At 73.4% G+C, this 16,120-nt stretch carries 19 protein-coding genes and 1 pseudogene; 14 read left to right on the top strand and 6 right to left on the bottom strand.

The features are described 5' to 3' along the window. Positions 1 to 180, top strand: a complete 180-nt coding sequence (locus ACIQ6R_RS33230) for a hypothetical protein (RefSeq protein WP_404172166.1) — start codon at positions 1 to 3, stop codon at positions 178 to 180. Positions 181 to 193: 13 nt separating this feature from the next. Here the strand turns inward: ACIQ6R_RS33230 and ACIQ6R_RS33225 are convergent, their stop codons facing one another. Both ACIQ6R_RS33225 and ACIQ6R_RS33220 read right to left on the bottom strand, forming a co-directional pair. Continuing rightward, positions 194 to 850: a ThuA domain-containing protein gene (locus tag ACIQ6R_RS33225; RefSeq protein WP_404225450.1), complete on the bottom strand. Its 657-nt coding sequence runs from the start codon at positions 848 to 850 to the stop codon at positions 194 to 196. Between the two features lie 41 nt (positions 851 to 891). Further along, entirely contained in the window at positions 892 to 1,545 is a 654-nt protein-coding gene (locus ACIQ6R_RS33220; protein ID WP_404225448.1) for a hypothetical protein, read from the bottom strand. Here ACIQ6R_RS33220 and ACIQ6R_RS33215 point away from each other — a divergent pair. Next, the gene (locus ACIQ6R_RS33215) at positions 1,544 to 2,236 is read left to right on the top strand and encodes a VOC family protein (protein ID WP_404225446.1); all 693 of its coding nucleotides are present in this window, start codon (positions 1,544 to 1,546) and stop codon (positions 2,234 to 2,236) included. The two genes, ACIQ6R_RS33220 and ACIQ6R_RS33215, sit on opposite strands and share 2 nt — an antisense overlap. A gap of 28 nt (positions 2,237 to 2,264) precedes the next feature. Here ACIQ6R_RS33215 and ACIQ6R_RS33210 read toward each other — a convergent pair whose 3' ends face one another. Then, positions 2,265 to 2,594 carry a hypothetical protein gene (locus ACIQ6R_RS33210; RefSeq protein ID WP_404172174.1) on the bottom strand — a complete coding sequence of 110 codons (330 nt, stop codon included), beginning with the start codon at positions 2,592 to 2,594 and terminating at the stop codon, positions 2,265 to 2,267. A 148-nt stretch (positions 2,595 to 2,742) separates the two neighbouring features. On the opposite strand from ACIQ6R_RS33210, the gene ACIQ6R_RS33205 reads away from it, so the two are divergent. Further along, positions 2,743 to 3,147 (top strand): VOC family protein, encoded by a 405-nt coding sequence (locus ACIQ6R_RS33205; RefSeq protein WP_404172177.1) that lies wholly within the window; start codon positions 2,743 to 2,745, stop codon positions 3,145 to 3,147. Here ACIQ6R_RS33205 and ACIQ6R_RS33200 read toward each other — a convergent pair. Beyond that, positions 3,127 to 3,819 (bottom strand): helix-turn-helix domain-containing protein, encoded by a 693-nt coding sequence (locus ACIQ6R_RS33200; RefSeq protein ID WP_404225444.1) that lies wholly within the window; start codon positions 3,817 to 3,819, stop codon positions 3,127 to 3,129. The genes ACIQ6R_RS33205 and ACIQ6R_RS33200 overlap by 21 nt on opposite strands. Positions 3,820 to 3,829: 10 nt before the next feature. Continuing rightward, positions 3,830 to 4,762 (bottom strand): AraC family transcriptional regulator, encoded by a 933-nt coding sequence (locus ACIQ6R_RS33195; RefSeq protein WP_404225442.1) that lies wholly within the window; start codon positions 4,760 to 4,762, stop codon positions 3,830 to 3,832. Between the two features lie 82 nt (positions 4,763 to 4,844). Between ACIQ6R_RS33195 and ACIQ6R_RS33190 the strand changes: the two genes are divergently transcribed. Beyond that, positions 4,845 to 5,726, top strand: coding sequence for an NmrA family transcriptional regulator (locus ACIQ6R_RS33190; protein WP_404225440.1), 882 nt, complete (start codon positions 4,845 to 4,847; stop codon positions 5,724 to 5,726). A gap of 64 nt (positions 5,727 to 5,790) precedes the next feature. On the opposite strand, the gene ACIQ6R_RS33185 is transcribed toward ACIQ6R_RS33190, so the two are convergent. Next, positions 5,791 to 6,936 (bottom strand): YihY/virulence factor BrkB family protein, encoded by a 1,146-nt coding sequence (locus tag ACIQ6R_RS33185; protein WP_404172189.1) that lies wholly within the window; start codon positions 6,934 to 6,936, stop codon positions 5,791 to 5,793. A 99-nt stretch (positions 6,937 to 7,035) separates the two neighbouring features. Here ACIQ6R_RS33185 and ACIQ6R_RS33180 point away from each other — a divergent pair, with 99 nt between their 5' ends. The 10 genes and pseudogenes from ACIQ6R_RS33180 to ACIQ6R_RS33135 all read left to right on the top strand — a co-directional run. Further along, a complete protein-coding gene (locus ACIQ6R_RS33180) occupies positions 7,036 to 8,715 on the top strand; it encodes an acyl-CoA dehydrogenase family protein (RefSeq protein WP_404172192.1) in 1,680 nt (559 codons plus the stop codon). 272 nt (positions 8,716 to 8,987) lie between these two features. Further along, complete coding sequence (locus tag ACIQ6R_RS33175; protein WP_404225438.1) at positions 8,988 to 10,277, top strand: GAF domain-containing protein; 1,290 nt, start codon at positions 8,988 to 8,990, stop codon at positions 10,275 to 10,277. Between the two features lie 220 nt (positions 10,278 to 10,497). Then, a complete protein-coding gene (locus ACIQ6R_RS33170) occupies positions 10,498 to 11,805 on the top strand; it encodes a hypothetical protein (protein WP_404225436.1) in 1,308 nt (435 codons plus the stop codon). A 74-nt stretch (positions 11,806 to 11,879) separates the two neighbouring features. Then, a complete protein-coding gene (locus ACIQ6R_RS33165; protein WP_404172200.1) occupies positions 11,880 to 12,452 on the top strand; it encodes a GNAT family N-acetyltransferase in 573 nt (190 codons plus the stop codon). Positions 12,453 to 12,588: 136 nt separating this feature from the next. Then, positions 12,589 to 12,672 carry a putative leader peptide gene (locus ACIQ6R_RS33160; protein WP_351391960.1) on the top strand — a complete coding sequence of 28 codons (84 nt, stop codon included), beginning with the start codon at positions 12,589 to 12,591 and terminating at the stop codon, positions 12,670 to 12,672. A gap of 137 nt (positions 12,673 to 12,809) precedes the next feature. After that, on the top strand, positions 12,810 to 14,507 hold the full coding sequence (gene sirA / locus ACIQ6R_RS33155; RefSeq protein WP_404172203.1) for a sulfite reductase SirA: 1,698 nt from the start codon (positions 12,810 to 12,812) through the stop codon (positions 14,505 to 14,507). Continuing rightward, entirely contained in the window at positions 14,504 to 14,683 is a 180-nt protein-coding gene (locus ACIQ6R_RS33150) for a hypothetical protein (protein WP_404172206.1), read from the top strand. Before sirA ends, ACIQ6R_RS33150 begins: the two co-directional genes overlap by 4 nt. Then, positions 14,680 to 15,390, top strand: coding sequence for a phosphoadenylyl-sulfate reductase (locus ACIQ6R_RS33145; RefSeq protein ID WP_404225434.1), 711 nt, complete (start codon positions 14,680 to 14,682; stop codon positions 15,388 to 15,390). The genes ACIQ6R_RS33150 and ACIQ6R_RS33145 overlap by 4 nt, the downstream gene beginning before the upstream one ends. A 1-nt stretch (position 15,391) precedes the next feature. Continuing rightward, positions 15,392 to 15,961, top strand: coding sequence for an adenylyl-sulfate kinase (cysC, locus tag ACIQ6R_RS33140; protein WP_121749830.1), 570 nt, complete (start codon positions 15,392 to 15,394; stop codon positions 15,959 to 15,961). Beyond that, a pseudogene (locus tag ACIQ6R_RS33135) lies at positions 15,958 to 16,120 on the top strand (sulfate adenylyltransferase small subunit); the annotation flags it as partial. The gene cysC and the pseudogene ACIQ6R_RS33135, both read left to right, overlap by 4 nt.

The following is a 16,120-nucleotide window of genomic DNA, read 5'->3' as shown; positions in this document are numbered from 1 at the left end:
ATGGGATCCGGTGCGACCTTTGTCGTGGTGCCGCTGCTCTTCTACTGCGCGCTGATGGCGCTCTTCTGCCATCGAGTCGCGCGGAGTTCGACACCGCGCGTGGGGTGGTTGATGGCGGGGGCCCTGATCGGGCTGCCTCTCTGCCTCTTCTTCGGCGCGCTGATCGCGGCAGCGCCCTGACGGGCCGCACTGGTCAGTCACCGGCTCGCCGTCGCGCCGCCCAGTCGATGCCGCCCCGCAGATGGGCGCGGAAGCGCGGATCGGTGTAGGCGTCGGCGGCGTGGCCGAGGGCGGTGTAGAAGACGCGGCCCGCGCCCTGGTCGCGGCACCAGACCAGTGGGTGGTCGTCGCCCATGCCGCCGCCATCGTACGACGACTCGTCGGCGCGGGCGAGGACGTGGACGGCGCCGCGCGGGTTGGTGCGGAAGTCGTACCACTCGTCCGTGCACTCCCACACGGCGGGCAGGTTCCGGGTCGCCGGATGGTCGCGGTCCTCGACGACGACCCGGCCCGGCTGGTGGGCGGGGTGCCGGTCGAAGCGGGCGCCGAGCAGTTCGCCGTAGTACGGCCAGTCGTCCTCGGTGCAGGCCGCCGCGTGCACGCCGACGAAGCCGCCGCCCGACTCGACGTACTCGGCGAGCTGGGTGCGCCCGGCCGGGGTGAGCACCTCGCCGCTGGTGGAGAGGAAGACGACGGCGGCGTAGGCGTCGAGGGGCCCCTCCAGGACCGCCGGGTCCTCGGTGTGGTCGGCCTCGAACTCCCCCAGCGTTCCCACGGCGTCGACCGCGGCCGGGATGGAGTCGTGGCGGTAGGCGGTGGTGCGCGTGTAGAGGAGCAGTCGGGGGGCCATGGCGCCGACCCTAGACGGCCGGGACGGACGGTGGGGCCGGGTCAGCCACCGACGTCCACGTTGTTGTCGGGTGCCCCGTCGCCGAACGAGGGCAGGTCGCCGCGCTCCACCGGTGTGCCGGGCGCGGGTTCGGCGGAGGGCAGGAGGGCGGCGGCCTCGGAGGCGTCGGGGCGGTGGGCGCCCAGGGCGGCCTCGCGCAGGACGTCGCGCGGTACGGCGTCCGTCTCGCCGGAGACGCGCACGACGTGGCCCTCCTCGGGCACGGCGTACTCGTGGCGACCGGCACCGGTGCGGTACCAGACGTCGCCGTCGCGCTCGCAGATCGTGCGCTCACCGGACATGTCGCCGACCGGCTGCTCGGGGCAGGCGCCTTCGGTGATCGCGCCCCGGTCGACAAAGAGGCGCAGGTGGGCACCGGTCTCGTGGGAGACCCAGGTGGCGGTGAAGCCGTCGTCGCCGAGGACGCCGACGGACTGCCGGACCAGGGTGAAACCGGGGGCCTCGGTGACGTAGACCAGCTCGGGCGCCACGCCCAGCGCCTGGGCACGGGCGTCGAGTTCACCCCGGTCGGCGGCCTCCGTCACGCTGGCGGAGACGCCCGCCGAGGGGCCGGCGTCCGCCTTCTCGGAGCCGCAGGCGGTGAGCAGCAGCGGGGCCAGCAACAGCACCGGCAGGACGCGCGTGGGACGAATCATGCGGCCATCCTGCCGCACAGAGGTGTTCACAGCCGGGTCGGGCCGCCTACGCTCGGTCGCGACGCACGCCCTTCCCGCCCTGCTGGACCACCTGGTAATGGCGACCCCCGACCTCGCGGCGACGGTCGCCGACTACACCCGGCGCACCGGTGTCGCCCCCGCGCCCGGCGGTACGCATCTCGGCCTCGGCACCCGGAGCCACGTGGTCGGGCTGGGCGGCACCGGCTACCTGGAGATCATCGGCCCCGACCCGCGCCGGTCCCCGCCGGACGGCCCGCGCCCCGTGTGGCTGGAGCGGCTCACCGCCCCGCGCTTCGTGTCCTGGGCGATCCGCCCGCCCGACCTGGACGCGGCGGTGGCGGCGGCCCGGGCACGCGGTCACGACCCCGGCGCGGTGCGCCCGGTGAGCCGCCGCCGACCCGACGGCACGCTCCTGGAGTGGCGCCTGACCGACGGCGTCCACCCTTCCGGTCTGGTGCCCTTCCTCATCGACCGGGGCGCCACGCCCCATCCCTCGGCGGGCCTGCCCGTCACTCCCCTGCCGGCCCTCACCGCGACCGCCCCCGACCCCGCCGGGATCCGTCCGCCGCTGTCCGCGCTCGGCACGGCGCTGCCGCTCACCGCCGGTCCGACGGGCCTGTGCCGCACGGTGGACACGCCTCGGGGACCGGTGACATCCGGTCCGCCGTGAGGGAGACATGGACGGCGGGGCCTTCGGGTCAGGGGCGGTGCGCCGCGGCGTCCTTCGTCAGCTGGACGGCCGAGAGCAGGCTGAGGCCGGGCGCCGCCTCGCGGAGGACCTTGACGGCCTGCACGGAGTCCGCGGGGCCCTGGTAACCCGCCATGGCGAAGCGCTCGTGGACCCAGCGGGCGCGCAACTCGGCGTCGGAGGCGGCGGCGGCCCGCTCGACCAGGGCGGCGGCGTGCTCCAGCCCGGGCCGCTGCTCGGGCGTCGCCTCGGCGAGCGCCTGACGGACGCCGTGGGCGATGACGTCCGCGTCGCGCAGGACGAGTACGTTGAGTTCCGGTTGTCTGCCGCGTCCGAACATGGAGCCATGGTCGTTGCCGTGGCCTGTGCGGTTCAAGTGACTTGAGGGGCTTCTGAGGCAAGGGCCCTCTCGGCTCCCCTCCGGGCCCGTATCCCGTGTGTCCGATTCTTTCAAGACCGGGCTGCCGGACCCTGCCTACGGTGGCCCCATGACCGCACGATTCAACGCCGTCGGCCTCGTCGTCTCCGACATGGCCGCGTCCGTGACCTTCTACCGCCGGCTCGGTTTCGCGTTCCCCGAGGGCGCCGGGGACCAGCCGCACGCCGAGGCCGAACTGCCGGGCGGGATCCGGCTGCTGCTCGACACCGAGGAGTCCGTCCGCTCCTTCATGCCCGGGTGGCAGCCGCCCGCAGGCGGCGGACGGCATTCGCTCGCCCTGCTGTGCGACACGCCGGCCGAGGTCGACGCGCTCTACGAGGAGCTGACCGGAGCCGGATGCCACGGCGAACTCAAGCCCTGGGACGCCGTGTGGGGGCAGCGCTACGCCGTCGTGAACGACCCGGACGGCCACGGCGTCGACCTGTTCGCGCCGCTATCCACGCCGGCCGAGTAGTTCACCGGGTGACACGCCCGACAACTGCCGCACGTCCCGCGTCAGATGGGCCTGGTCCGCGTAACCGGACCGGACGGCCGTCTCGGCGAGGGGCGTGCCCGCGCGGGCCAGGGCGAGGGCGCGCTGCAACCGCAGTACGCGGGCCAGCGTCTTGGGACCGTAGCCGAAGGCGGCCAGTGAGCGGCGGTGCAACCGACGGGCTCCGATACCGAGTTCGTCGGCGGTGTCGGCCACCGGGCGGCCGGCGTCGAGGGCGGTCACGATCCGGCGCAGCATCGGGTCGGCGGGCTCGGCCTCGGCCGCCCGGGACAGCGCCGCCTCCTCCAGGCCGCTCGCCGGGTCGGGGGCCGCGTTCACCCGCGCGGTCAGGCGCCGCACCCGGGCGGCCGGCCAGAGGTCGGCGAGTTCGACACGCCGGTCGCGCAGTTCGTGGGCGGGGACGCCGAGGAGGGCGGGCGCGGTGCCGGGGTAGAAGCGGACGCCCGCCCAGGGGCCCGGGGCGCCCTCGGTGACGTGGGCGCGGGTGTCGGGGCCCGCGACGAGCAGCCGGCCGTCGTACCAGAGCAGGTCCATGCAGCCGTCGGGCAGCACGCGCCCCGGGGCGCCGGGCGCGGTCGGCGTGCTGTTCCACACCACCGCGCCGGTCAGCCGGGACGCCCGTTCCGCGTACACGCCTGCCAGGCTACGCCGGTGCCCGGTGCTCCTGCGGACTGACGCCGTACACCCGCTTGAAGGCCGTGGACAGGGCGAACGCGCTGCCGTAGCCGACCTGCCGGGCGATGGCGCCGAGCGTGTCCTCGGTGTCGCGCAGCCGGTCGGCGGCGAGGGCGAGGCGCCAGCCGGTGAGGTACCCCATCGGGGGCTCGCCCACCAGGTCGGTGAAGCGCCGGGCGAGCGCGGCGCGGGAGACCCCGGCCTCGGCGGCGAGCGAGGCGACCGTCCAGGGGTGCGCCGGATCGTCCTGGATGAGCCGCAGCGCCCGGCCGACGACCGGGTCCCCCAGCGCCCGGTACCAGGCGGGCGGCCGGGCCCGCGGACCGGCGAACCAGGCCCGTAGAGCGGCGATGACCAGCAGGTCGAGGAGCCGGTCCAGGACGACCTCCTGACCGGGTTCGTCCCGCGTGACCTCCGTCGTCAGCAGGGGTGTCAGCGGGCAGTCCCACTGGTCGGAGGTGAGGGACAGCAGCGGCGGCAGGGCGTCCAGCAGCCGGCCGCCGATCTCGCTCCGGACCAGGTAGGTGCCGATCAGCAGCACCGCGCCGCCGTCGGGGCGGTCGCCCCAGGTGCGGACGCCGAGGTCCATCGAGCCGTTGAGGGGGCGTCCGTCTGGGTAGCCGCACTCACCGCCCGGAAGGATCACCGCCTGCGGCGGGGTGCCGGGGTCGTCGGCGCAGGTGTACGGGTCGGGGCCGCGCGCGATCGCGAGGTCGCCGGCCCGCAGCCGCAGCCGCTCGCCCGTGTCCGGGACGATCCAGGCGTCGCCGCGGACCATCAGCATCACCGTCAGCGGCGCCCGGTCCTCGATGCGCACGGCCCACGGCGGGTCGAAACAGGCGCGGATCATGAACGCGCCGCGCGCGCGGGGGCCCTCCAGCAGACCGGCGAGTGCGTCCATGGCGTCACAGCGTAGACGCACGCGTATGGGAACGAGCCGTTCGGCTATGGGAACGTGCGGCGCCCGGCGGTTGACTGAAGCCATGACAGACATGACAGACATGACAGGCGTGGACACGGAAGCGGGCATGACGGTCGTCGTGACGGGAGCGACCGGTCGCACCGGGCGGCGGGTGGCCGAGGCGGCGCGGGCGGCCGGGCTGACCGTGCGGGCGGCGTCCCGGGCGACCGGCTTCGACTGGTGGGACCGGTCGACCTGGGCGGACGTCCTGCGCGGCGCCGACGCGGCCTACCTGGCCTACCCGACCGATGTCGGTGCCCCGGACGCCGCCGGGACGGTCGGGGCGCTGGCGCGGGAGGCGGCCGGGCTCGGCGTACGGCGGCTGGTGCTGCTGTCGGCGCGGGGCGAGGAGCAGGCCCGGCCCACCGAGGAGGCGCTGGCGGAAGCGGGCGCGCACTGGACGGTCGTGCGGGCCGCCTGGTTCGCGCAGAACTTCAGCGAGGGCCCGCTGGTGGCGGAGCTGCGGCAGCGCGGGGAGTTGATGTTCCCGGCCGGTGACGGGGCCCGGGAGCCGTTCGTGGACCTGCGGGACGTCGCGGACGTGGTGGTGGCGGCGCTGACCTCAGGCGACCGGTACGCCGGGCGGGTGCTGGAGGTCTCGGGGCCGCGGCTGCTGACCTTCGGTGAGGCGGTCGCCGAGATCGCGAAGGAGACGGGGCACGCGCTGACGTATCGGGCCGTCTCACCGCGCGAGTACGGCGAGAACCTGGCCGGGTTCGGAGTGCCCGAGGGGGAGGTCACGTTCCTCGTGGAGCTGTTCGGTGCCCTGCTCGACGGCCGCAACGCCCATCTGTCGGACGGTGTCCGGCAGGTGCTGGGCCGTGCGCCGAGGGACTTCGGGGACTTCGTACGTGAGGGCGCGGCGGCGGGCACCTGGGCCCCGGATCCGTCCGGCCGGCCTTAGGAAAGCAGTCCGGTCACCAGGCCGGTCGGTCACCAGGCGGCCGGTCGGTCACGAGGCCGGTCGGTCACGAGGCCTCGGGTTTCTCCTCGGGCTTCTTGTGGTTCACGGGGGGCGTGTTCTTCACGTGGGTGCGCAGGCGGGACGTGACGTCCTCCGGGGGCAGGAAGCGGGACCAGCGTTCCGGGAACTCGGAGGGCATGTCGGGGTCCGCCTCGCCGTTCGCGGTGGTGCGGGCCACGTACTCGACGACCTGCGCCTGGCGCAGCCGCTCGTTGGCCTCGCGGGCGGCCGCGGTGGCGGCGGCCGGCCAGACCCGGTCGATGGCCGCGTTGACCGCGGCTCCGACGAGCACGGCGAACGCGGACACGCCGATCCACAGCAGCACGGCGACGGGCGCGGCGAGCGAGCCGTAGATGGTGGGGCCCTCGACGGTGCTGGTGAGGTAGATGCGCAGCAGGAAGCTGCCGAGCACCCACATGGCGAGGGCGACCAGCGCGCCGGGCACGTCCTCGATCCACGGGGACCGTACGGGCACGGAGACGTGGTACAGCGTGGTCAGGAACGCGATGGACAGGACGATGACGACCGGCCAGTAGAGCACCTGGACGACCGTCGTCGACCAGGGCACGATCCGCACCACGGCGTCCGGACCGGCCACCATCAGCGGCAGCGCGATCGACCCGATCAGCAGGGCCACGAGGAACAGCAGGAAGGCCATCAGACGGGTCTTGACGATCCCCCGGACGCCGTCGAGGCCGTACATCACGGTGATGGTGTCGATGAAGACGTTCACCGCGCGGGAGCCCGACCACAGGGCGAACAGGAATCCGAGGGAGATGACGTCGGGCCGGCCGCCCTTCATCACGTCGTCCAGGATCGGCTCGGTGATCTGCTCGACGCCCTTCTCGGAGAGCACCGCGCGGGACGCGTCCAGGATGCTGGTGCGCAGGCTCTCGGTGGTGTCGGCGCCGATCCAGGAGTCGACGTAGCCGAGCAGGCCGAGGAGGCTCAGCAGCAGGGGCGGCACCGAGAGCAGCGTGAAGAACGCGGCCTCGGCGGCCAGACCGAGGATGCGGTACTCCATGCACGAGTTGACCGTGTCCTTGAGGAGCAGCCAGGCGGTCCTGCGTTTGGAGACGTTCCGGTACAGGACCCGGGCGCGATGGAGCCGGCCGGAGGGCCGTTCGGGGGATTCACTTGCTGGCTGCACGACCTAAAGGTATCCGTCGCGGGGGGTCGCGCTCATCCGCGGACGCCCTCCTGCCGGTGACGGCTCCGTGCGGGTCCGCGGCACGGTAGGTTCACGTTCATGGCAGGCAGTACCCACACCGTGACGAATCAGGCGCCGCCGCTGGTCGGCTACGACGTCTTCACCGCCGACCGGGCCCTGACGGCCGCGGTCGAGCGGCATCTGGCACCCGGGCTGCACGAGGAGGCGCTGGAGGAGCTGTCGGGTCTCGGCCGCAGCTGCGGATCGGTCCAGACCCAGGAGTGGGGCGCGCAGGCCAACGAGAACCCGCCGGTCCTGCGCACCCACGACCGCTACGGGCACCGCGTCGACGAGGTCGGCTTCCACCCGGCCTGGCACCGGCTGCTGGGCAAGGGCGTCTCGGCGGGCCTGACCGACGCCTGGTCCCGGCCGGGCGGGCATGTGCGGCGTGCCGCCGCGTTCCTCATGTGGACCCAGGTCGAGGCCGGGAACTGCTGCCCGCTGTCGATGACCCACGCGGCGGTTCCGGCCCTGCGAGCCGACCCGGCGCTCGCCGCGGAGTGGGAGCCGCGGCTGGCCTCCCGCGTGTACGACCGGGAGCTGCGGCCCGCCCACCTGAAGGCCGGGGCCCTGTTCGGGATGGGCATGACGGAGAAGCAGGGCGGCAGCGACGTACGGGCGAACACCACCTCGGCGCGGCCGCTGGCCGAGGACGGCACGTACGAGCTGACCGGGCACAAGTGGTTCTGCTCGGCGCCGATGTCGGACGGGTTCCTGGTGCTGGCGCAGGCCCCTGGGGGTACCGCCCGTGCCGAAGGCAACGGGGGAGGGCTGACCTGCTTCCTGGTGCCGCGGGTGCTGGCGGACGGCACCCGCAACGTGTTCCTGATCCAGCGGCTCAAGGACAAGCTGGGCAACCGTTCCAACGCCTCCGCCGAGGTGGAGTTCGCCGGGACCTGGGCGCGCCGGGTCGGCGAGGAGGGGCGCGGGGTGCGCACCGTCATCGACATGGTGGCGGCGACCCGGCTCGACTGCGTGCTGGGTTCGGCGGGCCTGATGCGGCAGGCCGTCGCGCAGGCGGTGCACCACAGCGCCTACCGGGAGGCGTTCGGCGCGAAGCTGGTCGACCAGCCGCTGATGCGCAACGTCCTCGCGGACCTCGCGATCGAGTCGGAGGCGGCCACCACGCTCGCGGTGCGGCTGGCGGCGGCCTACGACGCCGCCGAGGGCGGCGACGAGCGGGAGCGGGCGCTGCTGCGGATCGCGGTGCCGGTGGCCAAGTACTGGGTGACCAAGCGGTGCGCGCCGGTGGCGGTGGAGGCCGCCGAGTGCCTGGGCGGCAACGGGTACGTGGAGGAGTCCGGGATGCCCCGCCTGGTGCGCGAGTCACCGCTGAACTCGATCTGGGAGGGCGCCGGCAACGTGCAGGCGCTGGACGTCCTGCGGGCGCTCGGCCGGGAGCCGCTGGCGCTGGACGCGTATCTGACGGAAGTGGGTCTGGCGCGCGGCGCCGATCACCGGCTGGACGCGGCGATCAGGGGCCTGCTGACCGAGCTGGCCGATCTGGGGGCCGCCGAGGGGCGGGCCCGGCGGCTGGCGGAGCGGCTGGCGCTGGTGCTCCAGGGCTCGCTGCTGGTCCGGTACGCGCCGCCGGAGGTCGCCGACGCGTTCTGCGCCGGACGGCTGGGCGGTGACGGGGGCGCGGCCTTCGGCACACTGCCGCCCACGCTGGACCTGGCGTCGGTGGTGGAGCGGGCCCGGCCACCGGCGGTGGCCTGATCGCACCGGGTGGCGCGGGGGTGGTGCCGCGCCGACACGGCACCACCCCCGCCACACCGGCCCGTTCAGGCCGCGTACGCCGCTCGGGGCGACGTGGTTCAAGTTTGGACACCGGTACGGCGGTCCACCAGGGTTGCAGGGGGTTGCAACTTGCTGCCGACTGTGTGCGGACTGTGTCCTCGTGTCACGGGCAAGCGGCCAGTATCAGACGAACATCCGAGTATCCGAACATTCGAGTATCCGAACATCCGGCTTTCGGGAGGACGGGACCAGTGGCGCTCTCGCCGATGGACGTGACGCAGTTCGCCGCCGTCGACACGGCGCGTGCGGCGCGGATGCTCAACGAGGTCCGTTCCGCGAAACTCTCGGGCGGACGGGCTCCGGTGGCGCCGCGTCCGGTGATCGAGCAGTCCTGGGAGCGGATGCTGCGCAGCGGTGTCGATCCCGAGCACGACTTCCGCTCCGGGCTGCTGGCCCCCGAGGAGGTACAGCGACGGCGGGAGGCCTCGGCGCTGCGGCACGTGCTGCCGGTGCTGCGGGAGGGCCTGCTGTCGGTCGCGGACGTCGCGCACCACATCATGGTGGTCGCTGACGACGAGGGCCGGGTGCTGTGGCGGGAGGGCAGCGCGCCGGTGCTGCGCAAGGCCGACGGTCTCGGATTCGAACTCGGGGCGGACTGGCGGGAGGAGGTGGTCGGCACCAACGGCGTGGGCACGCCGGCGGTCACCCGGCGGCCCGTACAGGTCTTCGCCTCCGAGCACTTCGTCCGGTCCCAGGCGACCTGGACCTGCGCCGGGGCGCCCATCACCGATCCGCGCAGTGGCCGGCTGCTCGGCGTGGTCGACGTGAGCGGGCCGCTGGAGACGATGCACCCGGCGACGCTCGCCTGGGTCGACTCGGTGGCCAAGCTCGCCGAGGCCCGGCTGCGCGAGCTGCACATGCTGACGCTGGAGCGGCTGCGTGCGGTGGCCGCGCCGGTGCTGGCCCGGCTCGACGGGCGGGCACTGGTGACGGACCGCGACGGCTGGACGGCGGCGGTGACGGGGATGCCGTACCTGGACCGGGTGACGCTGCCCAAGTCCCCGGCGGCGGGGCCGAGGTGGCTGCCGGCGCTCGGGGCGTGCACCGTGGAGCCGCTGGGCGACGGCTGGCTGGTGCGGGCGGCCGATGAGCCGGTGCCGCAGGGCTCCGTCCGGATCGTGCTGGACCTCGGGCAGCCGCGCCGCTGGTCGGTCCGGGTGCTGGGCGGCGCGGAGGCGTGGGTCCGGGAACTGAGTCCCCGGCACGCCGAGTTGCTGTACCTGCTGGCCGTCCACCGCGCCGGCCGCAGCGCGTCGGGGCTGGCCGAGGACATGTTCGGCGACCCGGCCCGCACGGTGACGGTACGGGCCGAGATGTCGCGGGTGCGGAGGTACCTCGGGGCCTACCTGGAACACCGGCCGTATCGTTTCTGCGAGGAAGCGGAGATCGAGGTGCTCCTCCCGGACGACCCGCGCGACCTGCTCCCCCACTCGGCCGCACCGGCGGTGGCGGAACGCAGGGCGTCGCTGCCGGCGCCCTGAACGGGCCCCTTCAGGGGCGCGACCCGCTCCGCCCGAGCCGCCCACGCGCACCCCGGGCCGTCCGGGATGGCCGGAAAGACGGCACGTTTTCGCATATTTGCATCGTCCGCGTCCGCGAACCCCTCCGTCTGTCGTAGCATCCTCTACGGACCGCCCCATCCGCTCCTCGGTCAACGTGGCCACCGTCGAGCCCAGTTGGTTCGGTGCCCGTGGAGGTTCTATGAAGCAGCGCGGCAGACACCGCCGACGCAGGCGGGGCAGGGCGCTGCGCGCGGCCCTGACCGGTGCCGCCCTCGCGTTGACGGGGGCCGCCACGCTGATCAGCGCCTCGCAGGCCACGGTCGCCGACGACCCCGGCGCTCTCGCACCCCTGACCTCCGCCGCCGAGACCGACCCGCTGCGGCTGACGGAGCACCGCGTGCCGCGGCCCTGGCTCGACCGGCTCTCCACCGCGATGGGCGAACCGGTGGGCGTCGACGCCCTCCTCGGCTCCGCCGACCACACGCTGCGCGACGCCGCCGACTGCGCGGCCGAGGAACGCGAAGCCCTGCCGATCTCCCCCGCGGCCACCCGCGCCTACTGCTGGGAGGAGGGCGACACCGAGGGCTGGCGGCCCGGCGCGGTCACCACCTCCGGGGACGCCGACGAGGACGGACGCTGGGGCGCCCACCGCGTCATCCTGTCCGCCTGGACCCGCGACGACGGGACGCCCGAGGGCGGCCTCGCCCGGGTCTCCTTCGTCGACGCCGACGACCCCGACCGCCTGAGCTACACCTCGGCGCTCCTCGCCGTCCCGGTCGACGGCGGCCACGACTACCGGGGGCTCGCCTCCCCCGTCTCCGGCATGGTCTGGTACCAGGACAAGCTGCTGGTCACCACCGGTTCCGGGGACCGCGACGCGCTGTACGTGTACGACGTGGACCGGGTCCAGCGCGCCACCACCGACGCGGACGCCGTCGGGCGGGTACCCGGGGGCTGGGCGGCGGACGGCCACCCCTACGTACTGCCCGCCGTCGCCTCGTACCGGCTCTCCGACGCCGACGGCGCCGCCCGCCCCGGTGCGATCTCCCTGGACCGCGGCACGGTCCCCGACAGCCTGGTGGCGAGCGAGCGAGTGCCCGCGGACGACGACCGCCCCACCCGGCTGTGGCGCTACGCGTTCGGCACGGACCCGGCCCGCACCGGACTGCCGGCCGCCGACTCCTCCGGTCACGTCGACGCGGTGGAGGCGTACGAGACGGGGGCGGCCGAGGTCGGAGGCGTGCTCTCCCACCGTCCGGCCGGCGCGGCACGGTCCGACTGGTACCTGGGACGCGCCGCCGGCGGAGACGACGGGCGCGGGACCCTGTGGCGCCAGGACGCGGAGGACGCCCGGGCCACGGAGTGCGGGGCGGACCGCTCGCAGCGGTGCTGGAGCGGACAGGCGGGCTCCCTGTCGTACTGGGCGCAGACCGGTGAGGTCTGGTCCCAGTCGGGCCGCATGCTGTTCGCGCTGCCGCTGACCTCGATCGAGGACGCGCTCGACTGACGGGCAAGCGCCCGTCGGGGGTGCGCGCGGGCGGGGATCGACAGATCCGCGGACCGGATGATTCCCTGACCGGCATGACCAACATCGCCGTGACCACCTGGTCCCTGGAGCAGACGGCGCCGACCGACCTGCTGCCGGCCGCCGCACCGGAGGGGGACGTCCGGATCGTCCGCGCCGAGGTGCCCTCCCCCGAGTTCAGCCGCTTCCTGTACGCCTCGGTCGGCGGCGACATCCGCTGGACGGACCGGCTGGGCTGGAGCTACGCGCGGTGGCGGGAGCACCTGGAGCGGGCCGGCGTGGAGACCTGGGTCGCCTACGACCACGGCACGCCCGCCGGGTACGTGGAGCTGACGCCGGGGGACGACGGGGTCGTGGAGATCGAGTACTTCGGCCTGATCCCGGCCTTCCGGGGCCGGCGCATCGGCGGCCACCTGCTCTCGTACGGCGCCGCCCGCGCCTGGGACCTGGCGGACCGGTGGCCGGGGCTGGCCACGACCAAGCGGGTGTGGCTGCACACGTGCAGCAAGGACGGCGAGTTCGCGATGGCCAACTACCAGCGCCGCGGCTTCCGCCTGTTCGACACCAAGGTCGAGGAGGAGGCGGAGGTGGCCGCTCCGGGCCCCTGGCCCGGAGCGTTCCCCGCCTGACCGGCCGCCCCTCCGCGGCCTCCGGACGGGGGCCGAGCTGTGATCCACAACACCCGCGTCTCGCCCCACGAGACACGGGTGTCCGTATTTTGGACGAAGCTGGACTGTGTCCAGATCGCCGTGCCAGGCTTCCGTCATGCCTGGAACTGGAATTGCCTTGGTGAGTCGGCGGCACGTCGACCTCGGCCGCATGTCCAGCGCCATCTGTCCGGTCCGCTGAGAGCACCCTCCAGCACCTCCGGATTCCCCGCATTCGCCTGATTCCCGCGCGACGAAGCGCACGTACGCCTCACGTATGCCATGCGCCGCGCGCGCAGGTCAGAGCCGCTTTCCGCCTGTCGAAGGACGTGTCAAACCATGGCCGCCACGCCGCCGAATCCTGCTGCCGCGACCCCCCGCCGCAAGGTGAGCCGTCACCGTGGCGAGGGTCAGTGGGCTATGGGTCACTTCACCCCGCTCAACGGAAACGAGCAGACCAAGAAGGACGACGACGGTCTCAACGTACGGACACGTATTGAGACGATCTACTCCAAGCGGGGTTTCGACTCGATCGACCCCGGCGACCTGCGCGGCCGGATGCGCTGGTGGGGGCTGTACACCCAGCGCAAGCAGGGCATCGACGGCGGAAAGACGGCCGTCCTGGAGCCGGAGGAGCTGGACGACAGCTACTTCATGCTGCGTGTCCGCATCGACGGCGGCGCGCTGACCACCGCGCAGCTGCGGGTCATCGGCGAGATCTCCCAGGAGTTCGCGCGCGGCACGGCCGACATCACCGACCGGCAGAACGTCCAGTACCACTGGATCCGGATCGAGGACGTGCCCGAGATCTGGAACCGCCTGGAGGGCGTCGGCCTGTCCACGGTCACCGCCTGCGGCGACACGCCCCGCGTGATGATCGGCTCCCCGGTCGCGGGCATCGCCGAGGACGAGATCATCGACGGCACGCCGGCGCTGGAGGAGATGAAGCGCCGCGTCCTGAACAACCCGGCGTACTCGAACCTGCCGCGGAAGTTCAAGACCGCGATCTCCGGGTCGCCGGTGCTGGACGTGGTGCACGAGATCAACGACGTGGCGTTCGTCGGCGTCGAGCACCCCGAGCACGGGCCGGGCTTCGACCTGTGGGTCGGCGGCGGCCTGTCCACCAACCCCAAGCTGGGCGTGCGCCTCGGCGCCTGGGTGCCGATCGACGAGGTCCCCGACGTCTACGAGGGCGTCATCTCGATCTTCCGCGACTACGGCTACCGGCGGCTGCGCAACCGCGCCCGCCTGAAGTTCCTGGTCGCCGACTGGGGCCCGGAGAAGTTCCGCCAGGTGCTGGAGGACGAGTACCTGAAGCGGAAGCTGACCGACGGGCCGGCGCCCGCCGATCCGACCAGCCGCTGGCGCGACCACATCGGCGTGCACCGGCAGAAGGACGGCCGCTACTACGTCGGCTTCGCCCCGCGCGTCGGCCGCGTCGACGGCACGATCCTGACCAAGGTCGCCGACCTGGCGGAGGCGCACGGCTCGGGCCGGGTGCGCACCACGGTCGAGCAGAAGATGATCGTCCTCGACGTCGAGGAGGGAAAGGTCGACTCGCTGGTCGAGTCCCTGGAGGCGCTGGACCTCACCGCCCGGCCCTCCACCTTCCGGCGCGGCACCATGGCCTGCACCGGCATCGAGTTCTGCAAGCTGGCCATCGTCGAGACCAAGGCGCGCGGCGCCTCGCTGATCGACGAACTGGAGCGCCGCCTCCCGGAGTTCGACGAGCCCCTCACCATCAACCTCAACGGCTGCCCGAACGCCTGCGCCCGCATCCAGACCGCGGACATCGGTCTCAAGGGCCAGCTGGTCCTGAACGCCGAGGGCGAGCAGGTCGAGGGCTACCAGGTGCACCTCGGCGGCGCCCTCGGCCTGGAACCCGGCTTCGGCCGCAAGGTGCGCGGCCTGAAGGTCACGGCGGAGGAGCTGCCGGACTACGTGGAGCGCGTGCTGACGCGCTACCAGGCCGAGCGCGAGGACGGCGAGCGCTTCGCCACCTGGGCGGCCCGTGCCTCCGAGGAGGCCCTGTCGTGACGGAGCGTGCCGCGCCCTTCTACTGCCCCTACTGCGGTGACGAGGACCTGCGTCCACACGAGGAAGGTCACGGCGCCTGGGAATGCGGGGCGTGCAACCGCGCATTCCAGTTGAAGTTCCTCGGGCTCCTCGCCCGGGGTCTTCAGCCCGACTCCACGGGAGGGGAACCGATATGACGGCGGTTCAGGAAGAGCGTACGACCGAGGAACTCAAGGCACTCGCCGAGCGGGCGGGCCGCGAGCTGGAGGACGCCTCCGCGCTGGAGATCCTCCAGTGGGCGGCCGACACCTTCGGCGGCCGCTTCTGCGTGACCTCCTCGATGGAGGACGCGGTCGTCGCCCACCTCGCCTCCCGCGCCCTGCCCGGCGTGGACGTGGTGTTCCTCGACACCGGCTACCACTTCCCGGAGACCATCGGCACCCGGGACGCGGTGGAGGCCGTGATGGACGTCAACGTCATCACGCTCACCCCCCGGCAGACGGTCGCCGAGCAGGACGCCGAGTACGGGCCGAGGCTGCACGACCGCGACCCCGACCTGTGCTGCGCGCTGCGCAAGGTGAGGCCGCTGGAAGAGGGGCTGAAGGGCTACCAGGCCTGGGCGACCGGCCTGCGCCGCGACGAGTCCGAGACCCGCGCCAACACGCCGGTGGTCGGCTGGGACGAGAAGCGGCGGAAGGTGAAGGTCTCTCCCATCGCGAAGTGGTCACAGGAAGATGTGCAAGCGTACGTCGACGAGCACGGTGTCCTCACCAACCCGCTGCTGATGGACGGCTATGCCTCCGTGGGCTGCGCGCCCTGCACCCGCCGTGTGCTGGAGGGCGAGGACGCCCGCGCCGGTCGCTGGGCGGGCCGCTCCAAGACCGAGTGCGGACTGCACGGCTGACATGACGACGACCACTGAGATTCAGGAGAACCCTGTGACGACCGGAGCCACCGTCTGGCTCACGGGTCTGCCCAGCGCCGGCAAGACCACCATCGCCCACGAACTGGCCGGCCGGCTCCGCGAGCAGGGCCGGCGCGTCGAGCTCCTCGACGGCGACGAGATCCGCGAGTTCCTCTCGGCGGGCCTCGGCTTCAGCCGCGAGGACCGGCACACCAACGTGCAGCGCATCGGCTTCGTCGCCGAACTGCTCGCCCGCAACGGCGTCACGGCGTTGGTCCCGGTGATCGCCCCCTACGCGGACAGCCGGGACGCGGTCCGCAAGCGGCACGAGGCGAACGGCACGGCGTACGTGGAGGTGCACGTGGCCACCCCGGTCGAGGTGTGCTCGGTGCGCGATGTGAAGGGCCTGTACGCCAAGCAGGCCGCGGGTGAGCTGACCGGGCTCACCGGGGTCGACGACCCGTACGAGGAGCCCGTCGCGCCCGACCTGCGCATCGAGTCGCAGGACCAGACCGTCCAGGAGTCCGCCGCGGCGGTCCACGCCCTGCTCACCGAAAGGGGACTGGCATGACGACGACCGTCGCAGCGGTGCGGGAGGGTACGGCCGGCCCGTACGCCCTCTCCCACCTCGACGCCCTCGAGTCGGAGGCGGTGCACATCTTCCGCGAGGTGGCGGGCGAGTTCGAGCGGCCGGTGATCCTCTTCTCCGGCGGCAAGGACTCCATCCTCA

This window comes from Streptomyces sp. NPDC096048, assembly GCF_044763415.1.
Classification (GTDB): Bacteria; Actinomycetota; Actinomycetes; order Streptomycetales; family Streptomycetaceae; genus Streptomyces.
This window is presented reverse-complemented; position numbering and strand designations above follow the sequence as displayed.